At 72.9% G+C, this 17,660-nt stretch carries 14 protein-coding genes; 4 read left to right on the top strand and 10 right to left on the bottom strand.

The genetic code is table 11. The features are described 5' to 3' along the window. The first annotated feature begins 27 nt into the window (after positions 1–27). Positions 28–1,653 (top strand): GGDEF domain-containing protein, encoded by a 1,626-nt coding sequence (locus EDD30_RS34460; RefSeq protein WP_143162587.1) that lies wholly within the window; start codon positions 28–30, stop codon positions 1,651–1,653. Positions 1,654–1,656: 3 nt separating this feature from the next. Here EDD30_RS34460 and EDD30_RS34455 read toward each other — a convergent pair whose 3' ends face one another. Together EDD30_RS34455 and EDD30_RS34450 are read right to left on the bottom strand one after the other, a co-directional pair. Further along, the gene (locus EDD30_RS34455; RefSeq protein WP_123678678.1) at positions 1,657–3,660 is read right to left on the bottom strand and encodes a GGDEF domain-containing protein; all 2,004 of its coding nucleotides are present in this window, start codon (positions 3,658–3,660) and stop codon (positions 1,657–1,659) included. 105 nt (positions 3,661–3,765) lie between these two features. Continuing rightward, complete coding sequence (locus EDD30_RS34450; protein WP_084556186.1) at positions 3,766–5,493, bottom strand: serine/threonine-protein kinase; 1,728 nt, start codon at positions 5,491–5,493, stop codon at positions 3,766–3,768. Positions 5,494–5,871: 378 nt separating this feature from the next. Between EDD30_RS34450 and EDD30_RS34445 the strand changes: the two genes are divergently transcribed. Continuing rightward, positions 5,872–6,969: a helix-turn-helix domain-containing protein gene (locus EDD30_RS34445; protein ID WP_211277703.1), complete on the top strand. Its 1,098-nt coding sequence runs from the start codon at positions 5,872–5,874 to the stop codon at positions 6,967–6,969. A gap of 61 nt (positions 6,970–7,030) precedes the next feature. Here EDD30_RS34445 and EDD30_RS41210 read toward each other — a convergent pair whose 3' ends face one another. From EDD30_RS41210 to EDD30_RS34415, 5 genes are all read right to left on the bottom strand, one after another. Further along, entirely contained in the window at positions 7,031–8,017 is a 987-nt protein-coding gene (locus tag EDD30_RS41210) for a peptidoglycan-binding domain-containing protein (RefSeq protein ID WP_071803795.1), read from the bottom strand. Positions 8,018–8,116: 99 nt separating this feature from the next. Further along, positions 8,117–9,124 carry a peptidoglycan-binding domain-containing protein gene (locus EDD30_RS40130; RefSeq protein WP_071803794.1) on the bottom strand — a complete coding sequence of 336 codons (1,008 nt, stop codon included), beginning with the start codon at positions 9,122–9,124 and terminating at the stop codon, positions 8,117–8,119. A gap of 35 nt (positions 9,125–9,159) precedes the next feature. Then, positions 9,160–10,185, bottom strand: coding sequence for a penicillin-insensitive murein endopeptidase (locus tag EDD30_RS34425; RefSeq protein WP_084556185.1), 1,026 nt, complete (start codon positions 10,183–10,185; stop codon positions 9,160–9,162). A 55-nt stretch (positions 10,186–10,240) separates the two neighbouring features. Beyond that, positions 10,241–10,633 (bottom strand): hypothetical protein, encoded by a 393-nt coding sequence (locus EDD30_RS34420; RefSeq protein ID WP_071803793.1) that lies wholly within the window; start codon positions 10,631–10,633, stop codon positions 10,241–10,243. A gap of 280 nt (positions 10,634–10,913) precedes the next feature. Further along, positions 10,914–11,321 (bottom strand): hypothetical protein, encoded by a 408-nt coding sequence (locus EDD30_RS34415; RefSeq protein ID WP_071803792.1) that lies wholly within the window; start codon positions 11,319–11,321, stop codon positions 10,914–10,916. A 209-nt stretch (positions 11,322–11,530) separates the two neighbouring features. On the opposite strand from EDD30_RS34415, the gene EDD30_RS34410 reads away from it, so the two are divergent. Continuing rightward, positions 11,531–12,271: a CPBP family intramembrane glutamic endopeptidase gene (locus tag EDD30_RS34410; protein ID WP_244945501.1), complete on the top strand. Its 741-nt coding sequence runs from the start codon at positions 11,531–11,533 to the stop codon at positions 12,269–12,271. Next, positions 12,268–13,977: an alpha/beta hydrolase gene (locus EDD30_RS34405; RefSeq protein ID WP_071803791.1), complete on the top strand. Its 1,710-nt coding sequence runs from the start codon at positions 12,268–12,270 to the stop codon at positions 13,975–13,977. The genes EDD30_RS34410 and EDD30_RS34405 overlap by 4 nt, the downstream gene beginning before the upstream one ends. Positions 13,978–13,984: 7 nt before the next feature. On the opposite strand, the gene EDD30_RS34400 is transcribed toward EDD30_RS34405, so the two are convergent. Genes EDD30_RS34400 through EDD30_RS34390 form a run of 3 tightly spaced genes read right to left on the bottom strand, consistent with a single transcriptional unit; the run spans position 13,985 to position 17,617 of the window. Further along, complete coding sequence (locus tag EDD30_RS34400) at positions 13,985–15,733, bottom strand: ABC transporter substrate-binding protein (protein ID WP_071803790.1); 1,749 nt, start codon at positions 15,731–15,733, stop codon at positions 13,985–13,987. Positions 15,734–15,749: 16 nt separating this feature from the next. Continuing rightward, positions 15,750–16,736, bottom strand: a complete 987-nt coding sequence (locus tag EDD30_RS34395; RefSeq protein WP_071803789.1) for an ABC transporter permease — start codon at positions 16,734–16,736, stop codon at positions 15,750–15,752. After that, on the bottom strand, positions 16,736–17,617 hold the full coding sequence (locus EDD30_RS34390) for an ABC transporter permease (RefSeq protein ID WP_244945500.1): 882 nt from the start codon (positions 17,615–17,617) through the stop codon (positions 16,736–16,738). Before EDD30_RS34390 ends, EDD30_RS34395 begins: the two co-directional genes overlap by 1 nt. Between the last annotated feature and the right edge of the window lie 43 nt (positions 17,618–17,660).

The raw sequence follows: 17,660 nt of genomic DNA, 5'->3' as shown, positions 1-17,660 counted from the left end.
GAAGGTAGGGGCATGGTGTCGCCACCGATGGCTGTCGATCCGGGTGCGGAAGCGACGGCGCCGCGACCGCTCTCGAGCGGTATCCCGCTCCGCCGCCTGCGCGCGGTCGGCATCGTGTGCGCGGTGCTCATCGCCCTGTACCTGTTCATGGTGCTGGCCCGGCCGCTGACGGACCACGGCATGATCGTCTTCGGCGACATCTTCCTGGTGTCGATGCCGATGCTCGGCACGCTGCTGGCGCTGCGCGGCTGGCGCCGCGCCGCGGGCACGCCGCGCACCGGCAGCCTGCTGCTGGCGCTGGCCCTGTTCTCCTACGGCGCCGGCCAGACGGCCTGGTGCTACTACGAGCTCTACGCGGACGAGCCACCATTCCCGTCGCTGGCAGACGTCGGTTACGTCGCGTCGGTGCTGTTCCTGGTCGTCGGCATGGCGGTGCTCGTACCGGGGCGGCTGCGCCGCGTCCTGACCGGCCTGGACGGCGCCCTGATCGCCAGCTCCCTGCTCTATCTGAGCTGGGCGCTGGTGCTCGGCCCCATCGTCCGCGGCGGTGCCGGCAGCCCGCTCGAGTGGAGCCTGCTCCTGCTGTATCCCGTCGCGGACATCGCCACGATCGGCATCGCCCTGATGGTCATGGCCCGCGCCGGAACGGCGGAGCGCGGCCCGCTGCTCACCGTGGCGCTCGGCGCCCTCGGCCTGGCCATCGCGGACAGCGTCTTCGCCTACCTGGTCCACCAGGACCAGTACGAGGCCGGCGGGCTGGCCGACCTCGGCTGGGTGGTCGGCTTCCTGCTGGTCGGCTACGGGATCTGGTGGAGGGGCCCGGCGACCGCCTGCGCCCGACCGGCGGAGGCGGCTGACGAGGTGGCCGGCGCCCGGGTCCGCGTCGACGCCGAGCTGCCGGAGCGCTTCTCGCTGCTGCGGCTGGTCCTGCCGTACACCCCGCTCGCCGTCGGCATGGTCACCACGCTCGTGCTGGTGCTGCGCGACTGGACGCTCGACCCGGTGTTGTACCTGATGGCGATGGGCGTCGTGGTGCTGGTGGTGTGCCGCCAGCTCGCGGCGATCCGGGACAACCTCAAGCTGAACCGCCGCCTCCGCAGTGCCGTCGCGCAGCTCCAGGAACGCGAGCGACAGCTCGAGTTCCTGGCCTTCCACGACCCGCTGACCGGGCTGGCCAACCGGGCGCTCTTCCACCAGCGGGCGGCGCTCGCGCTCGCGCGCCAGGACAGGCTCGGCACCCCGCTGGCGGTCCTGTACATCGACCTGGACGGCTTCAAGGCCGTCAACGACCGGCTCGGACACGCCGCCGGCGACGCCCTGCTGCAGCTCGTCGCCGAGCGGCTGCGCGGCTGTGTCCGCTCCACGGACATCCTGGCCCGGCTCGGCGGCGACGAGTTCGCCGTCATCATGGAGCCGATCCACGACGCGCGGGACGCCTCGGTCCTGGCCGACCGGGTGGTGCAGGTGATCGCGGAACCGTTCCCGCTCGACAACGGCACCGCGCGGGTGACCGCCAGCATCGGCATCGCGACCCGCACCGTCGGTGAGGGCGACGGGGACGCGTTGCTGCGCCGCGCCGACGCCGCCATGTACGCGGCCAAGGCCGGCGGTAAGAGCCGCAGCGTGCTCGCTCGCCCCGGTCTGACCGGCTGAGCCTCAAGCCGCGGCGGTGCGGCGCCGCTTCTGGGTGTACAGCTCCGCGTCGGCGTGGGCGTACAGGGTCTCGAAGTCCTGGCCGTGCACGCCCAGCCTGGCCGTGCCGATGCTCGCGGCCGTCCGAACCGCCAGCGCCTCCTTCAGCCGGTCGGCGGCGGACGCCGCGTCGGCGGACGCGAGCAGGACCACGAACTCGTCACCGCCGAGGCGGCCCACCACGTCGGACGGCTGCGTGGTGGCCCGCAGCGTCTCGGCGACCCATGCCAGCAGCTCGTCACCGGCCGCATGGCCGTGCCGGTCGTTGACCTCCTTGAACCGGTCCAGGTCGATGATGAGCAGCGAGACGGCGGAGTCGGCACCGGCGATCTCGGCGGCGAACCGCTCCTCGAAACCGCGCCGGTTGAGGGTGTTCGTGAGCGCGTCCGTCCGCGACAGCCGGGTCAGCCGCCGGCGCTGGCGGCCGGCCTCGGCGCCCTGCAGGCCGCACGCCACGGCCAGCGCGATGGTGCCGCCGAGATGCATCGCGACGTGCCAGGGACTGGTGGCGCCGACGAGGAAACCCACCGCGACGTAGAAGCCGCAGGTGACACCCACGAGAGGCACCCCGACGCGGGGCGGGGTGCTCAGCGCGATGAGCGGCAGCGGCGCCAGCAGACCGACCGCCAGGGCGGTGGTCGCCCCGCCGCTGAGCGCGACGATGAACGCGGAGCAGAGCAGCTCGACCAGGCCGAAGGCGGCCATCCAAGCGCGCAGCCCGGCCGAGCGGCTCAGCCGATCGGCGGCGGCGACGACGGCGGTCCCCAGCACGCAGCAGGTCGCGAGCAGCACACCCATCCCGACACGGTGCGGATGCCCCCCCGCGAAGAGCAGGACGTAGCCGAGCCCCACCGCGGAGACCGACACGGCCAGCCGGCCGCCGTCCGTCACCGACCGCCGGCGCCGCTCGCTCCCGGAGATCGCCGGCGTGCTGCACGGATGGGCCGGGACCGGTGGTCGTGCCGCCGGCGTACGGGATTCCGTCCCGGTGTGCCGGGCCAGCTTGTCGGCGTAGACGCGCTCGTCGGCGAGCTGCCGCAGCGCCTCGAGCGTGTCCCCGTCGTCCGGATACGAGGCGTAGCCGAGGCTGGCGGGCGAGACCGGGTCGAGGTCGGTGCGCAGCCGGTCCACCACCGACTGGGCGTCGGCGGCGTCGGCGTCGACCAGCACCGCGGCGAACTCGTCCCCGCCGATCCGGCCGACCCCGTCGCCGTCGCGGACCCGGCGGGCCAGCGTGCGGCCGGTCCAGGCCAGCAGGTCGTCGCCGGCGCGGTGACCGTGGCGGTCGTTGACCTCCTTGAACCGGTCCAGGTCGGCCAGGAGCAGCGTCACCCGTTCGCCGCGGCGCGCGGCCGCGGCGAACTCGGCTTCCAGCCGCTCGTCGAAGCCACGGCGGTTGAGGCAGCCGGTCAGCGCGTCGATCTGGGACACCAAGGCCAGCCGCTGGCGCATCGAGGCCAGCGCCGACGTGTGGCGCATGGCGAGCCAGGCCACCCCGCCGTAGGTGCAGACGAAGACCCACGCGAACCCGGCGGGCGCGGCGCTGCCCGCCACCGCCACGGTGGCGTACCCCGCGAGGCAGAGCAGCGCCATCGGGACGAACAGGCGGGCCGGCAGTACCACGGCGAGGAACGTGAGCTGGTACAGCTCCAGCGCGCCGAGCGGGCTGGTCACGCCGCCGTCGAGCAGGGCGAGCCCGGAGGTGCCGATGGTGATCACGACCACGGCGAAGATCTGGACCGGCACCCGCAGGCGCGAGCTGGCCAGCGCCGGGGCGGCCAGCAGGGGGAACAATCCGACGGCGGCCATGGCCAGGATCACCGTCAGCATGAGCCCGCGGTGCTGCCCGTCCGGGGTGCCCAGGACGTAGACCAACGCCGCCGCCGGCACCAGCAGGGTACGCAGGGCGCTCGCCCGGATCCTGCCCTGGCGTGGACAAGCGCTTCCGCTCGACGCCGAGGGCAACATGCTGGCGGGACCTGCTTTCCGGTGGGTTCCCGGTCTATCGGTCGCCGCCAGGCGAACTTGAGGCGAACTTGAGAGGAGTCGGCGGTGGCCGGGCCCGAGGCATGATCACCAGATGAATTCGGGGCCTCGGACCGTTCCGCCCGGCAGCAGGGAACGACCGGTGTACTGCCAGCTCTCCACGACGCGGTAGCGGCGGCCACGCGGCGCGTCGAGGTCGACGGGACCGCAGGTGTGCTTGAGCGCGAAGTCCGTGAACATCAGGCCCTTGCAGACGTACGGTCCGGCGACGACCTCGTCGGTCTTCACGTCCTGGACCGACAGGGAGACGTCCGTCTGCACGCCGGGCGTCGCCTCGATGTATCCCACCGCCCGGATCGCGCTACCGACCGCATGACACGGCTTGGCGAGCACGGGATGGCCGATGTCCCAGGTGTAGGCCTCGCCGCACTGATACGGGCCGAATCGGGCGAGACCGCTCACCTGCCCCGGGCCGATGGAGACGCCCACGTTCGCCGGCCCGGCCGACGCCTGGGCCTGCGCGCCGCCGGTGTCCTGCCGCCGCCCGTCGGCGGTCCCCGATCCGGCGCCCGCCACGACCGTCTGGGCGAGCACCGGTGCGGGCGGCCCGGACGGGTTGGCGGTCGACCGCCCGCCGGGCAGGTAACCGTCCGGCCGGGGCGGCGGCGCCGCGGCGATGGAGGCCCCCGCCGCCTGCAGGAGCCGCGACTGCCACACGCCGTAGCCGGCTGCCGCGGACGACAGCAGCACCGCGCCGACCAGGGCCGCCATCGCGCCCGGACGGCGCCACCGCCGGGTGCCGGGCCGGTTGCGGGGCGACCTCGGCCGGGGATCGCCGGGCGCCGAGGGATGACGGGCCGGGCGCAGCGGAGAGGGGGCGGGCCGGGGAGGACCGTCGTCGCCGGCGTCCGCCTCGGTGGCAGGGCCGGGCAACGCCGGCACACCCGTCAGGTTCCGGGCCAGGCCCGAGAGAATCTCCGCCAGCTCGACGGCCGATGGTCGCCGGTCGCGGTCCTTGTCCATGCACGAGCGGATCACCGACCACAGCTCTTCCGCGATTCCGGCCGGGCGCACCGGCTCGTCGTCGAGGTGGCTCCGCAACACCGTCATCGGGTCACCGGCGTACGGCGGCCGCCCGGCGACGAGTTCGTGAAGCACCACACCCAGGGCGTACACGTCGGCGGGTGGGGTCGGTTCACCTCCGCTGATCGTCTCGGGGGCCATGTAATGAGGCGTCCCGATGATCGCCTGCGGGGTGGTGAGGCCGGGTGTGTCGAGGATCCGGGCGATTCCGAAGTCGGTCAGCCGTACGTCCAGACGGCCGTCGGCCTCCCGCAGCAGGATGTTGTCCGGTTTGACGTCACGATGGACCACGTTGATCCCGTGCGCCTCGGCCAGAGCCGCCGCCACCTGCGCGAGCAGCCGCGCCGCCTCACCGGGCGGCAGGGTGCCTTCCCGGCGCAGATGTTCCCGCAGGCTCCCGCCAGCGACGAAGTCCATGACCAGCCCGAGGGACTCGCCGGCGCTGAGCAGATCGCGGACGCCGACGATGTACTCGTGGCGCAGCATCTTGAGGATGGTGCGCTCCTGCACGAACCGTGTCACCAGCTTCGGCTGGCGCAGCATGCCCTCGTGCAACAGCTTGACCGCCACATGCTCGCCGGAGGTGCGCTCCATGCCGCGCCACACCGTTCCGGTAGCCCCTTGCCCGACCGGGCAGATGAGGATGTACGTGCTCCCGACGCACCGTCCGCTGAGGTCCACGGTGGCCGGCTCGTAGGAGTCCCGGCCGCTGGCGGGCGAATTCTGCTGCACGTGTCGTCCATTCCTGCGCGGGGCGCAGCGGCATGCGGATCCGGCAAAGAGACGATGCTGGAGGGTCGGGCGGACTCGGGCAAGAAGGGGATGCCCGAACTTCCAGAACAGTGCATCTGAGCCGGACGGCCGTCACCCGCCGCCGTGATTCTCGTTGGTCCTGGACCGTTGGACAGCGCCCTGCGAGCCCTGCTCACGAACCCCGAGATCGAAAACCGCCGACCGGACGCGGAGGCCCGCACAGTGATCGGCTACAGTCGCCCGCGGCGTACCGCCTTCGGCGGGTCTGCCGGATACCGGGACGCCGGCTGAAGGAGCGGTGGGCCGCTGTCGCCCCGCTGCCTCCGGTGGCGATGCTGCTCGACAGGGGGGACCTTGGTGTCTGTTGATTCCATTCAGGATCTGGCCGAACTGCTGCAGCGGCTGAAGGCACGGACGGGCCGGAGCTACGACGCGCTGGCCCGCCGGGCGAACCTGAGCCGGTCCAGTGTGCACCGGTACTGCTCCGGGGCCGCCGTGCCGGCCGACTTCGAGAGTCTGAGCCGGCTGGCCCGAGCATGCGGGGCAAACCGGGAGGAACTGCTCGAACTTCACCGGCGCTGGGCGCTGGCGAGCGCCGCGCCACGGGAGACGCCGGCGACGTCCACCACGGACACGCCTACCGCCGCCGGTCCGCCGGCCGCCACCGGGGGTTCGCTCGCCGCCACGGGAACGCTGGTCGCGGCTCCCGCGCCGGCCGAGGAGCCGGCCTCCGGCGACGAGGCCGCCGAGGCGGCGGCACCGTCGGCCCGGCGGATGCCGCGCCGGTACCTGGTGATAGCGCTCACGCTCGCCTTCGTCGGCACGATGACGACGGCCGCCTTCGCGGCCAAGCACTGGTCGCGGGAGGACGGCGCCCGGGGCCCGTCCGCCACGAGATCCGCGGCGGATGGCCGTCTGCTGTTCACGCCGGCCTGCGCCGACGTGGTGAGCATGGGACAGCACGACGAGTGCGTCCGGGAGGTGCAGCGGCTGCTCTCCCAGGCCGGCACCACCATCGGGGTCGACGCGTCGTTCGGCCCGGAGACGCTGCGCCGGGTCACCGCCTTCCAGGTCCTCGCCGACCTGCCGACCAAGGGCGTCGTCGACGACGCGACCAAGGAGGCGCTCTACGCCGGCCGGGTCTCCCTGAAGACGTGGTCGCCCGCTCAGGTGGAGCGGAGGGTCCGCGAGGTGTTCCACGAGGAGCCGGACCTGGCCGTGCGGATCGCCCGCTGCCAGTCGTACCTCGATCCGCACTGGATCACGCCGAACACCAACGGCACCCGGAACTGGGGGGTGTTCCAGCTCGCCGACGTCGTGCTCGACCGGTACCAGGGCACGCCCCGCATGGCGTTCGACCCGGAGTGGAACATTCGGACCGCGCACCGGCTGTGGGCCGACAAGCAGGGCTTCAGCAACTGGCCCGCCTGCCTGAAGGCGGCGCTGCCGACCTGACGCGTACGGCCGGTCGCCGCGGACCGTCGGACCCGTGGCGACCGGCCGCCCCCGATGCGGACTACGCAGTCCGCCCCACCACCAACTGCCAGACGGTCGGCGTGACGACGCCGTCGGCGGGCAACTGGTTCTCCTTCTGGACGCCGCGGACCGCCGCCGCGGTTCGGTCGCCGAAGGCGCCGTCCACTTCCAGGCCGTACCCGAGCGCATTGAGCTGGGCCTGTACGGCCTTGACCGCGTCACCGCGGTCGCCGGGCCGGACCGTGCGCACCAGCTTCGACCAGGACATCATCCCGACGATGCCGTCCGCGGTCGCTCCCTGCGCGGCCTGGAACTTCTTGACCGCCGCCTCGGTGCCGGGGCCGAACTTCCCGTCCGAGTCGACCGGATACCCGGCGGCGGTGAGCAGGTGCTGGACGGTCTGCACGTCCACCCCGGTCGCGCCGCGCTCGACCCTCGGCCACGCGGCGGGCTGGGTCGCCCTGGTCCACCAGGTGGTCTGCTTGCGGGCGCCGGCCCAGCTAAAGCTGAAGTGGACGTGATCGGTGTGCGGACTCGCGCCGCTGTACGGCCGCCAGCCCTCGGCGGCCCGGTACGAGCCCCAGATCCGGCCATTCCAGATGACGTACATCACGCCCGTCCGGCGGGCCATGGCGTGCTTGTTGCCGTGGCTGTCCGTGGCAAGCAGCCAGCCGAGGAACTCGTCGACCCGGGCCCGGTCGGCGCTGTTGCGGGCGTCGACCCGCCAGTCCCAGGCGCGTCCCTCCTCGTGCTCGCTGACCTCGCTGGGCGAGCACTCACGGACGACGCCGGAGTCACCGGTCGTGGGATAGGTACGCAGGACCAGCTCGCGGAAGCCGGCGACGCCGGGCTTGACGCTCGGGTCGCAACTGTCCTGCGGGTCCTCGGCGGCGTACGGGTCGATCGCGGCACCGAAGACGGGGATGGTGGGCACCGCCGCGTGCGCCGGGACGACGGTGGTGAGCAGGGCGGCGGTCACCAGCACGGCCGCGCCGCCCCAGCGGCGGATGGTGGTGGAGAGGTGCACATCGGTCCTTCGAACGGTCGGAGTGGAAGGGGCCCGGCGGCCGCGGGGAGGAGGAAGGGGGACCCGTCCGCGGCCGCCGGTGGTCGATACGGCGTGGAACTACCAGGCGCAGTGGATGTGGGTGCTGTGGCCGGCGTCGCCGGGGCCGAACACCTCGGTGGCGCCGAACTGGCGGCAGGCGGCCATGAAGCCGCGGTGGTCGGCGCCGCTGCCGACGCGCCGGCCGTTGATCGTGTCGATGTCGAAGGCCCGGCCCCGGTAGTGCCGGGAGGTCGAGCTGTGGTCGCCACCGGCGATCGCGGTGACCCGGTAGCTGTAGCCCTTCTCGGTGTCGAGCTTGACCATGCCGCGGAGCATGTTGATGTTGAGCGTCACGTCCTCGACGCCGACGTCGCTCCACGGGCTGGTCTTCGCCGGCCGTCCGGCCGCGGTGTCCACGATGTTGGCCCGCGCCGTCGACGCCGCGTGGTCCCTGCCGCTCACGTGCGAGTTCAGCAGCACGGCGTCCGGGTCGTCGCGCAGGTGCTTGGCGAGGTCGGCCCGGGTGCCGCCGCCACCGCCGCCGCCGTTGTTGCCGTCGCCGGCGTTGTTGACCAGGGCCTGCCAGGTGTTCGGGCCGATGATGCCGTCGGCGTCGAGGCCGGCCTTGCGCTGGAACGCCTTGGTCTCCTTCTCCGTGTCCGGCCCGAACTTGCCGTCCACGTCGACGCCGTAGCCGTTCGCCGTGAGCTGGAACTGCGCGGCCTTGACCGCGTTCCCGGAGCTGCCCTCCTTGACCTGGACGATCAGCTTCGCCCAGGTCTTCGGGCCGACGTCGCCGTCGGAGGCGAGCCCCTTGGCGCTCTGGAACTTCTTCACGTTGGTCTCGCTACCGGGACCGAAGATGCCGTCCGCGTCCGTGGCGTACCCGTGCTGCGACAGCAGGTACTGGATCGCCGTCACGTCCGCGCCCTTGTCGCCGCGGTTGACCGTGGGCCAGCCCTGGGCGGCGGCCGCTTGGACGGCCACGAGCTCGAAGGCCGGGGTGGCGGCGTGGACGGGTGCGGTGGTGAGCAGCGTCGGGGCGAGCGCCGCGAACGCCGCCGCCGCGAGGACTCCGCGTTTCATCGCTTCTCCTGTGTGAGGGGTGGGACCGACCTGGATCAGCAGCGGTACATCGGGTTGGGGTGAGCCCGTTCGCAGTACCGGATGTGCAGGTGGTTGTCGTGGTTGTCGTACTTGGAGGTCAGGCCGGCGCTGATCAGCTCGGGATCGTTGAAGTAGATGAACTTCACGTGGCCCGGGGCGGCGGCCCGGAGCTCGTTGACGAGCTTCCGGGTGGCCGCACGGTCGTACGTGGACGATCGCCAGGTGATCCGGCCGCCGGCGCACTGCGCCGAGTCCGTACGGATCGGCCAGATGTCGATGTCCATGCCGCGCTCGTGGCTGGCGTGGCCGTCGATGTCGCCGCCGTGCTCGAAGCTCGCGTCGCCGACCGGGACCTTGCCGTTGCCGCCGCCAAAGTTGCGGGCGGCGGCCTCGAGCTGGCCGACCGCCGCGGCGGTGCCCCAGTTCGCGGAGGCGTTGCCGTCGGGATTCTGGTCGCACATCGTGCCGGCGAAGTTGACCTTCTCGAAGTGCCAGAGGAGCTGCTTCCAGGTGTTCGGACCGGCGATGCCGTCGGAGCCGATGCCCGCGTGCGTCTGGAAGGCGCGGACGGCGCGGTCGGTGCCGTTGCCGAAGTCACCGTCGACACCCAGCCCGGCGCCGCGCTTCGCGTTCAACAGCGTCTGGAGCGCCTTGACCGCCGGGCCCTTGTCACCCTCGCGGACGGTCTTGACCAACTTCGACCAGGTGTCGTTCCCGACGATGCCGTCGGCCTCCAGACCGGCCGAGCGCTGGAAGGACTTGACGGCGTTCTGGGTGCCGGGGCCGAACACGCCATCGGTGTCCACGGTGGTGCCGTGAGCCGCGAGCAGGTATTGCAGGGCGACGACGTCGGTACCGCGGTTGCCGACGCTCTGCGGATGGAAGTACGCGGCCGGTGCCGCGAGCGCGGCCGGTGCCGCGAGCGCGGCCGGTGCCGCGAGCGCGGCCGTGCCGGCGCCGAGCAGCACCGCCATGACGACGCCGAGGAGCAGCACGAGCCGAGCCGGGCCGCGGCCGCGAGGCACGTGGCGAGGCAGCATGAATCCTCCAGATGGATAAGGGATGTGCACCAGATGTCCGAAGTGGACAGCCGGGTCAGTAAGCGATCGACACCTTCAGCGGCGAGGCCGTGGCGTCGACCAGCCGGACCTTGAAGCGGGTGCCGTTGCGGACGTCTGTCGCGACGGCCACCCAGTCCTTCCCGACGCCCTGGAAGGTGTCGTTGCGGTTGCACTTCTCGGTGTGGTCGACGAACACGACGCAGGCGAAGACCACGTTGTCGCTGGGGACGCGCACGTTGACGTCGTTGCACCGGTTGCTGGCCGTGAACGGCCCGAAGCTCTGCTTCGCCGTGCCGGCCGTGTAGGTCACGCTGGTCTGTCCGCCGTAGCAGGTGGCCGCCGCCGCCGGCGCCGCCGGCGCAAGGGCCACGGCCAGCGAGCTGAGCCCCAGCGTTGCGAGCGCCGCCGCCTTCTTTCGTCCCGTCACGGGAACCTCCTCATTGCGTCGCGGGTGCTGTGTGAGAGCGGTCCGCGGGGCGTCCGCGACGCCGCCCGTATCGACCGCGGCGAAACCGTGCCAAGGGGCGGGCGGGGCCCACAACGCCGCGGTCGAGCCCTGGGACGCTGGGACGGGACAGCGGCCCTGACCTGCGGCGGAACCGCAGAGATGGGAAACCGGCCGGGACGCGCGGGCGCCGTACCCGCCGAAAGAGAAACGCCCCGCGCAGCCGGGGCTGCGCGGGGCGTGGGCGGGATTCGCCGTGCGGTCAGGGGCAGGTGGCCCGGCTCGAGATCTTCAGTTCGACGACGGCGCCCGGGTACTCGGTCGGATTGAGGAAGAGGTACTCGTTCGGGCGGACGCACCAGACGACGTCGTTGCCGGCCAGGTCGAACTTGAGCAGGGCGGTGTCGTCGTCGCGCGAGTTGTACACGGCGTAGGCGCCGCGGCTGCGCGGTCCGAGTTTCTGCCAGTACCCGGCGTCCTTGTAGCCGGCGGTCGGGTTGCGCTTCCTGCTGGCGTCGTCGCTGTTGCCGTAGAAGCAGACCCGCGGATACTCACAGCCGTAGGTGACCGCCGCGGCGGCCGGCTCGGCGGCGAAGGCTCCGGCCGCCATCGCCCCGGCGACGACGCCGGCGGCGGCGAGGAACCGCCGGAGAATCGAACTCTTCTGCATTGTTGCTCTCCTGATGGACAGGTACGGGTGAACAGCCGCGAGCCTGTCGGGACCGCCGGTGAGCGACAACGGCGCCGCCCCCACATGGGACAGCGGGACGGCACACCCCCTTCCAGCAGCCGGAACACGGACACCGCGGGACGCCGGCCGGGATGGCGTCATCCGGCAGGGGTGAGGGCCGCGGACGGCGGGGCGGCGACGCTGAACGGGTGACGACCGGGCCGTCCATCCACGGCACGGCGACCCGCCGCACCCTGTCCGCGACGGTCGCCGTGCTGGTGGCGGTGGCCGCCGCCGGGCGGTTCGGGCCGCCGGGCACCATGCTGCTCGCCGGGCCGCTCGGCGCCGCGGTGCTGCTGGCGCTGGCCCGCGCCGCCGGGCTGGACGCCGGCGACGTGGGCATCGGCCGCCGGTCGTGGCGGCGCGGGGCCGCGTACGCCCTGGTCTGCGTGTCGGCAGTCGCCGCCGTCTACGCGGTGGCGGCCCTGCTGCCCGCCACCCGCCCGGCGTTCCTCGACACGCGGTACCGCAACGGTCTCGGCCCGGCGGTGACCGGCGCGCTGGTCGTCGTCCCGCTCGGCACCGTCCTGTTCGAGGAGATCGCCTTCCGCGGGGTCCTGTGGGCCCTGCTCTGCCGGCGGACCGGTGCCGCCCGGGCGACCCTCGTGTCGTCGGGGCTGTTCGGCCTCTGGCACGTGCTCCCCTCGCTGCGACTGAACCGCGTGAACCCGGCCGTTGCGCAGATCGCCGGATCGGGCCGTATCGGGCAACTCCTCGCCGTGGCGGGCGCGGTGGTGTTCACCACGGCCGCCGGAGCGGTGCTGTGCGAGCTGCGCCGGCGCAGCGGCAGCCTGCTCGCGCCGGCCGGGCTGCACTGGGCGGTCAACGGGCTCGCAATCCTCACCGCGGCCGGCGTGGTGAGCTGGTGGGAAGGGACGGTACCGCGATGACCACGACCACTCGGCCCGGCGCACCCGCGGCTCAGGAGGAACCGGAACCCCCGGCGCGGGGCTGGTGGTGGTGGCTGGGGCACCGCTGGCACTACACCCTCGTCGGCGTGACCGGGGCACTGATCTTCTTCTGCCTGTCGGTGACTCCGTCACTGCTGCCCCGCGGACTCGTCCTGCAGGGACTCGTCAGCGGGATCACCGCGGCCATCGGCTACGGGCTCGGCGTGCTCCTGGTCTGGCTGGCGGGAAAGCTGTCCAACCGTCCGCTGCCGGCGCCGCGACCGGTGTACCGGCGCTGGCTGGCGGTCGTCGCCGTACCCGTCGTGGGCGCCTTCCTCTACCTGGGGTCCGTCTGGCAGCGCGAGGTGCACAGCCTGATGGGGATGGCGTCCCCGTCGCGCCTCGGGTTCCTCGCCGTCCTGCTCATCGCGGCCGTGACCGCGGCCGGGCTTGTCGGCCTGATGCGGATCCTGCGGTCCGCGGCGCGCGGGTCGGGCCGGCTGCTCGGCCGATGGATACCCGCGGCCACGGCCAAGGTGATCGCCGGGCTGGCGGTGGCGCTGCTCGCACTGGGGGTCCTCAACGGCGTGGTGATCGATGGCCTGTTCGCCGTCACGGACACCGCGTTCCGCGACGTCAACGACGAGACCGAACCGGGCCTGGCGCCGCCGGACGACCCGCTGCGCTCCGGCGGCCCGGGTTCCTCGGTGTCGTGGGCGTCACTGGGCAACCAGGGCCGGCAGTTCGTCGCCGGTGGCCCCGGCCCGGAGGAGCTGCTCGGCTTCGGCGGCGCCGGCGCTCAGCGGCCCATCCGGGTCTATGCCGGACTGGACTCCGCACCGACGTCCCGGGACCGAGCCCGGCTTGCGGTGCGGGAGCTGCAGCGGACCGGCGCGTTCCAGCGGGACGTGCTGCTCGTGATCACCACCACCGGCACCGGCTGGGTCGACGAGAACGCCGTGGTGCCGCTGGAGTTCATGTACCACGGCGACACCGCGGCGGTGGCGTTGCAATACTCGTACCTGCCGAGCTGGCTGTCGTTCCTGGTCGACAAGGAGCGCGCCCGCGAGGCCGGGCGCGACCTCTACAACCAGGTGTACGCCGTCTGGTCGAGGATGCCGCCGAGTGGCCGGCCGAAGCTGCTGGTCTTCGGGGAGAGCCTGGGCTCGTTCGGCGCGGAGTCGGCGTTCGGCGGTGCCGACGACATCCGCAACCGCGTCGACGGGATGCTGCTGGTCGGACCGCCCAACCGGAACACCCTGTGGCGGGAGTACGTCGCCGACCGCGACCCGGGCAGCACCGAGATCCTGCCCCGCTACGAGCAGGGCGCCACGATCCGGTTCGCCCGGGACCCGGCCACCGACCTCGACCAGCCCGCGACCGCGTGGGGCACGCCGCGGGCGGTCTACCTGCAACACCCGTCGGACCCGATCGTGTGGTGGGCACCGCGCCTGGCGGTCAGCCGCCCCGACTGGCTGCGCGAGCCGCGCGGCGCCGACGTGTCGCCGGACGTACGCTGGTATCCGTTCGTGACGTTCTGGCAGGTGACCGCGGACATGGCGTTCTCCACCGGGGTGCCCGCGGGCCACGGGCACAGCTACGGTACGGCCCCGGTGACGGCCTGGGCGGACATCGCGGCCCCGGACGGCTGGACGCCCCGGCGCACCGCCGACCTGATCGCCGTGCTGTCCACCCCCGACGAGTGAGCTCCGGTCACGGCACGACGTAGGCGTTCACGAAGGCGGGGCCGCCGAAGATGCTGTCCACGAAGACGCCGCCCACCTTCGAGCCGTGCAGGGTGAACGTCATCTGCAGGTAGAGCGGCACGACCGGCGCGTACTCCCGCATGATCTTCTCGTCGAGTGCCGCCCACTCGGGTCCCTGTTGCCCCGGGGGAAGGGCGAGGATGCGGTCGAACTCCGGGTTCAGGGCCGGTGCGTCGAGGTATGACGTGCCGTTGTTGCTGCCGTTCGCCTTGATCGACCGTCCGTCGTAGAGCACCGGCAGGATGGCGCTCCCGCTGGGCCAGTCCGCGGCCCAGGACCCCGGGTAGAGGTCCCAGGGGTTGTCGCGCTTCTTGGTCTCGTCCAGGAATGAGCCCGCCGGGACCATCTTCATCCGGATCCGGAAGCCGGCCCGCTCGAGGTTCCCCTTGAGGAAGGTGCCCACCGTCTGCCCCTCGGCGTCGTCGGGAAAGGCGAGGACCAGCTCCGGGGACGCGCCACCGAGCAGTTCCCTGGCCTTGCGCGGGTCGCCGTGGCGGCCCGCGGGATAGGCGTCGTAGTCGCGCCGGCCGATCGTCGTCGGCGGCATCAGCGTGGTGACCGGCCGGGCGACCGTCGCCCCGCCGAGCGTCTTGACCAGGCCGTCCCGGTCGATGGCGTGGTTGAGGGCCCGGCGCACGCCGAGGTCCGTGACCCGGCGGGTATTGATCGTCAAGGTGCTCAGGCTCGGCGCCGGGGACTGCAGGATCCGCTCGCGCAGGCCGGCGTCGCCGAGCAGCCGGGCGACGAGGGAGGGTCCCACGCCGTCCCAGGACACCGCGGTCCGGTCGGCGCCGCGGTCGGCGATGATCCGGTTGATCTGCGTGGCCGGGTCGGGTCCGAATTGCAGGACGAACCGGTCCGGGTACTGGTGGCGGACCGGGTCCGTGGCGGGATCCCAGTGCGGGTTGCGCTCCAGGGTGATCGAGGCGCCGGGAACGGTACCGGTGATCCGGTACGGACCCGACGACACGGGCCGCTCGTCGTAGCCGACGCCGGTGTCCTTCGCCGCGGGCACCGGGGCGGTCGCCGGCAGCGACGCCGCGAACGGCAGGTCACAGTGCGGTGCGTCGAACTCCAACCGCAGGGTACGCGGGTCGGGCGTGCTCAGGCCGGGCGGCAGGGCGGACCGGTCGGCCGCGAAGTCGAACACGGTGTCGTACCGGGGCGTGCCCGCCAGCCACTCCTGCAGATAGGTCGGCCCGCCGGTGAGCGACAGGTCGAACGAGCGGGCGATGCCGTACGCGATGTCCCGGGCGGTGACGGTGGTGCCGTCCTCGAATCTGACGTTCCGCTTGATCCGGAACTCCCAGGTCCGGCAGTCCCCGCCGACGTCGGTGCCCGGCGTCTCGGCGAGATCGCCCACCAGCCGCACGCGACCTTGCCCGTCGTCGGCGAAGGTGGTGAGCCGCCTGGCGTAGAGCTGGGATGCGTTGAGGCCGAGGAAGGAGTAGATCCGCTGGGGATCCCGCCGGGCGAGGGCGGTCTGCCGGATGACCGTGACCGTCCCGCCCGCTCGTGCGCCGGGCACCGGCGGCGCCGGACCGGCGGACTCGGCCGGGTCGGTGGCGATCGCGCCGCTGACCTGGCGGTCCGTGCGCGCCGCGGTGCCGTCGGCGGCGCGCTCGTTGACGGTGCACGCGCCGACGGCGGCGCCGAGCATCAGCGCCGCGAGCGCCGCCGCGATGGGGTGCCGCATCTCTGCCTCCAGGTGTTCAGCGCAACCGGACCCGTGGATCGATCACCGCGTAGAGCACGTCCACGGCGAGGTTGGCCGCGACGACGGCCGCGGCCGCGAGCAGGACGGTGCCCATGATCATGGGCAGGTCGCCGTGGTTGACCGCGTCGACGGTCGTCCGGCCCAGCCCGTGCAGACCGAACGTCATCTCCGTGACCAGGGTGCCGCCGAGCGCGGCACCCACGTCGAGCCCCGCGACCGTGACCAACGGGGTGATCGCGGCGCGCAGGACGTGCCGGCCGACCACCGTGCGGCGCGGCAAACCCTTGGCCTCGGCGGTCCGGACGAAGTCCTCGGACATCGTCTCCAGGAGCTGCGCCCGGGTCAGCCGGACGTAGGCCGCCGCGAACAGGCAGGCCAGCGTGCACCACGGCAGGACCAGGGCGGTCGCCCAGGCCGCCGGGTCGTCGGCGATCGAGGTGTACTGCGGGTACGGCAGCAGCCGCAGCGCGTATACGAAGGTCAGCAGCAGGACCGCGCCGAGCAGGTAGAGCGGCACCGAGACCCCCGCGATGCTGAGCCCGGACAGCAGCCGGTCGACCAGGGTGCCCCTGCGGAGCGCGGAGGCCACCCCGAGCCCGACGCCGATTGTCAGCCACAGCACGGCGGCCGGGATCACGATGCTCACGGTCACCGGCAGCGCCCGCGCGACCGTGGCCGTCACCGCCTCCCCGGTGACGTACGAGTAGCCGAGGCACGGCGCCGGACAGTGCCCGCCCTGCACGGCACCTAGATCCCGCCCGGCGACCAGGCCCCGCATGTACCGCAGATACTGCACCGTCCGGGCCTCGTCGAGCCCCCACTCGGCGCGGACCCGCTCGAGCCGGGCGGTGTCGCAGTTCTTCGGGCACATCGCGGCCGCCGGGTCGCGCGGCAGCACGAAGAACATTCCGAAGGTGAGCACGCTGACGCATGCCAGGGTGAGCACGCCGGACAGCAGCCGGCGGAGCAGGAAGACCGCCATCACCGCGGCACCGGCCGGGCCGACCGCGGGTCGAGGGCCTCGCGCACCCCGTCGCAGACCAGGTTGACGGCGAGCACCAGCAGGAACAGCGTCACCCCGGGGAACAGCACGTATGCCGGATCCGTCTGCAGGTAGTCGAGGCCGCGGTACAGCGTCCGGCCGAAGTCGGGGGTCGGCTCGAGCATCCCGACGCCGAGAAACGACAGCGCCGCCTCCCCCGTGATGTACGCGGGGACCAGCAGCGAGAATCCGACCAGGACCGGCGCTCCGAGATGGACCAGCAGCTCGCGGACCAGAATCCGGCGACGGCCCGCCCCACTCGCCCGGGCCGCCAGCACGAACTCGCGCCGGCGCAACGACAGCAACTGGCCGCGTACCAGCCGGGCCGTGCCCGCCCAGCCGAACGAGGCGAACAACCCGATCAGCGACCCGGCGCGGAACCATCCCGGCACCACCTCGCGGGGACCGTAGAAGTGCAGATCCAGGGGGCGGATCAGCGCGATGGCGCAGATCAGGAACGGCAGGGCGAGCGCGACGTCGGTGACCCACCCGAGGACGGCGTCCACCCGGCCCCCCAGGTAACCGGCGAGGCCGCCGACCAGGCACCCGAGCGCGGTGGCGAGCAGGGCGGCCGGCACCGCGATGCCCAGGGAGGTGCGCAGGCCGAAGACGATCTGGATGAACAGATCCCGGCCGAGCGCCGGCTCGATGCCGAACCAGTGCGCCGCGGAGACTCCGCCCGCCACGCCGTAGGGCATGCCGTACGGGTCGAGGTCGTCGGTGAACGTCTCCTGGGGAGCCACCCCGTACGCGGCGGCGACCCACGGCGCGGCCACCGCCAGCACGGCGAAGGCCGCACATCCGAGGCCACCGACCAGCATGGACCGATCGCGCCGGAGCCGGCCGACGACCAGCCTCAGCGGA

It is taken from the genome of Couchioplanes caeruleus (assembly GCF_003751945.1).
Taxonomy (GTDB): domain Bacteria; phylum Actinomycetota; class Actinomycetes; order Mycobacteriales; family Micromonosporaceae; genus Actinoplanes; species Actinoplanes caeruleus.
This window is presented reverse-complemented; position numbering and strand designations above follow the sequence as displayed.

Excerpts from the sequence above, each read along its gene's own strand:
- EDD30_RS34460 (WP_143162587.1), top strand. The coding sequence starts at position 28 with ATGGCTGTCGATCCGGGTGCGGAAGCGACGGCGCCGCGACCGCTCTCG.
- EDD30_RS34405 (WP_071803791.1), top strand. The coding sequence starts at position 12,268 with ATGACCACGACCACTCGGCCCGGCGCACCCGCGGCTCAGGAGGAACCG.
- EDD30_RS34390 (WP_244945500.1), bottom strand. The coding sequence starts at position 17,617 with ATGCTGGTCGGTGGCCTCGGATGTGCGGCCTTCGCCGTGCTGGCGGTG.
- EDD30_RS40130 (WP_071803794.1), bottom strand. The coding sequence starts at position 9,124 with ATGAAACGCGGAGTCCTCGCGGCGGCGGCGTTCGCGGCGCTCGCCCCG.
- EDD30_RS34425 (WP_084556185.1), bottom strand. The coding sequence starts at position 10,185 with ATGCTGCCTCGCCACGTGCCTCGCGGCCGCGGCCCGGCTCGGCTCGTG.
- EDD30_RS34400 (WP_071803790.1), bottom strand. The coding sequence starts at position 15,733 with ATGCGGCACCCCATCGCGGCGGCGCTCGCGGCGCTGATGCTCGGCGCC.
- EDD30_RS34455 (WP_123678678.1), bottom strand. The coding sequence starts at position 3,660 with ATGTTGCCCTCGGCGTCGAGCGGAAGCGCTTGTCCACGCCAGGGCAGG.
- EDD30_RS34415 (WP_071803792.1), bottom strand. The coding sequence starts at position 11,321 with ATGCAGAAGAGTTCGATTCTCCGGCGGTTCCTCGCCGCCGCCGGCGTC.
- EDD30_RS34395 (WP_071803789.1), bottom strand. The coding sequence starts at position 16,736 with ATGGCGGTCTTCCTGCTCCGCCGGCTGCTGTCCGGCGTGCTCACCCTG.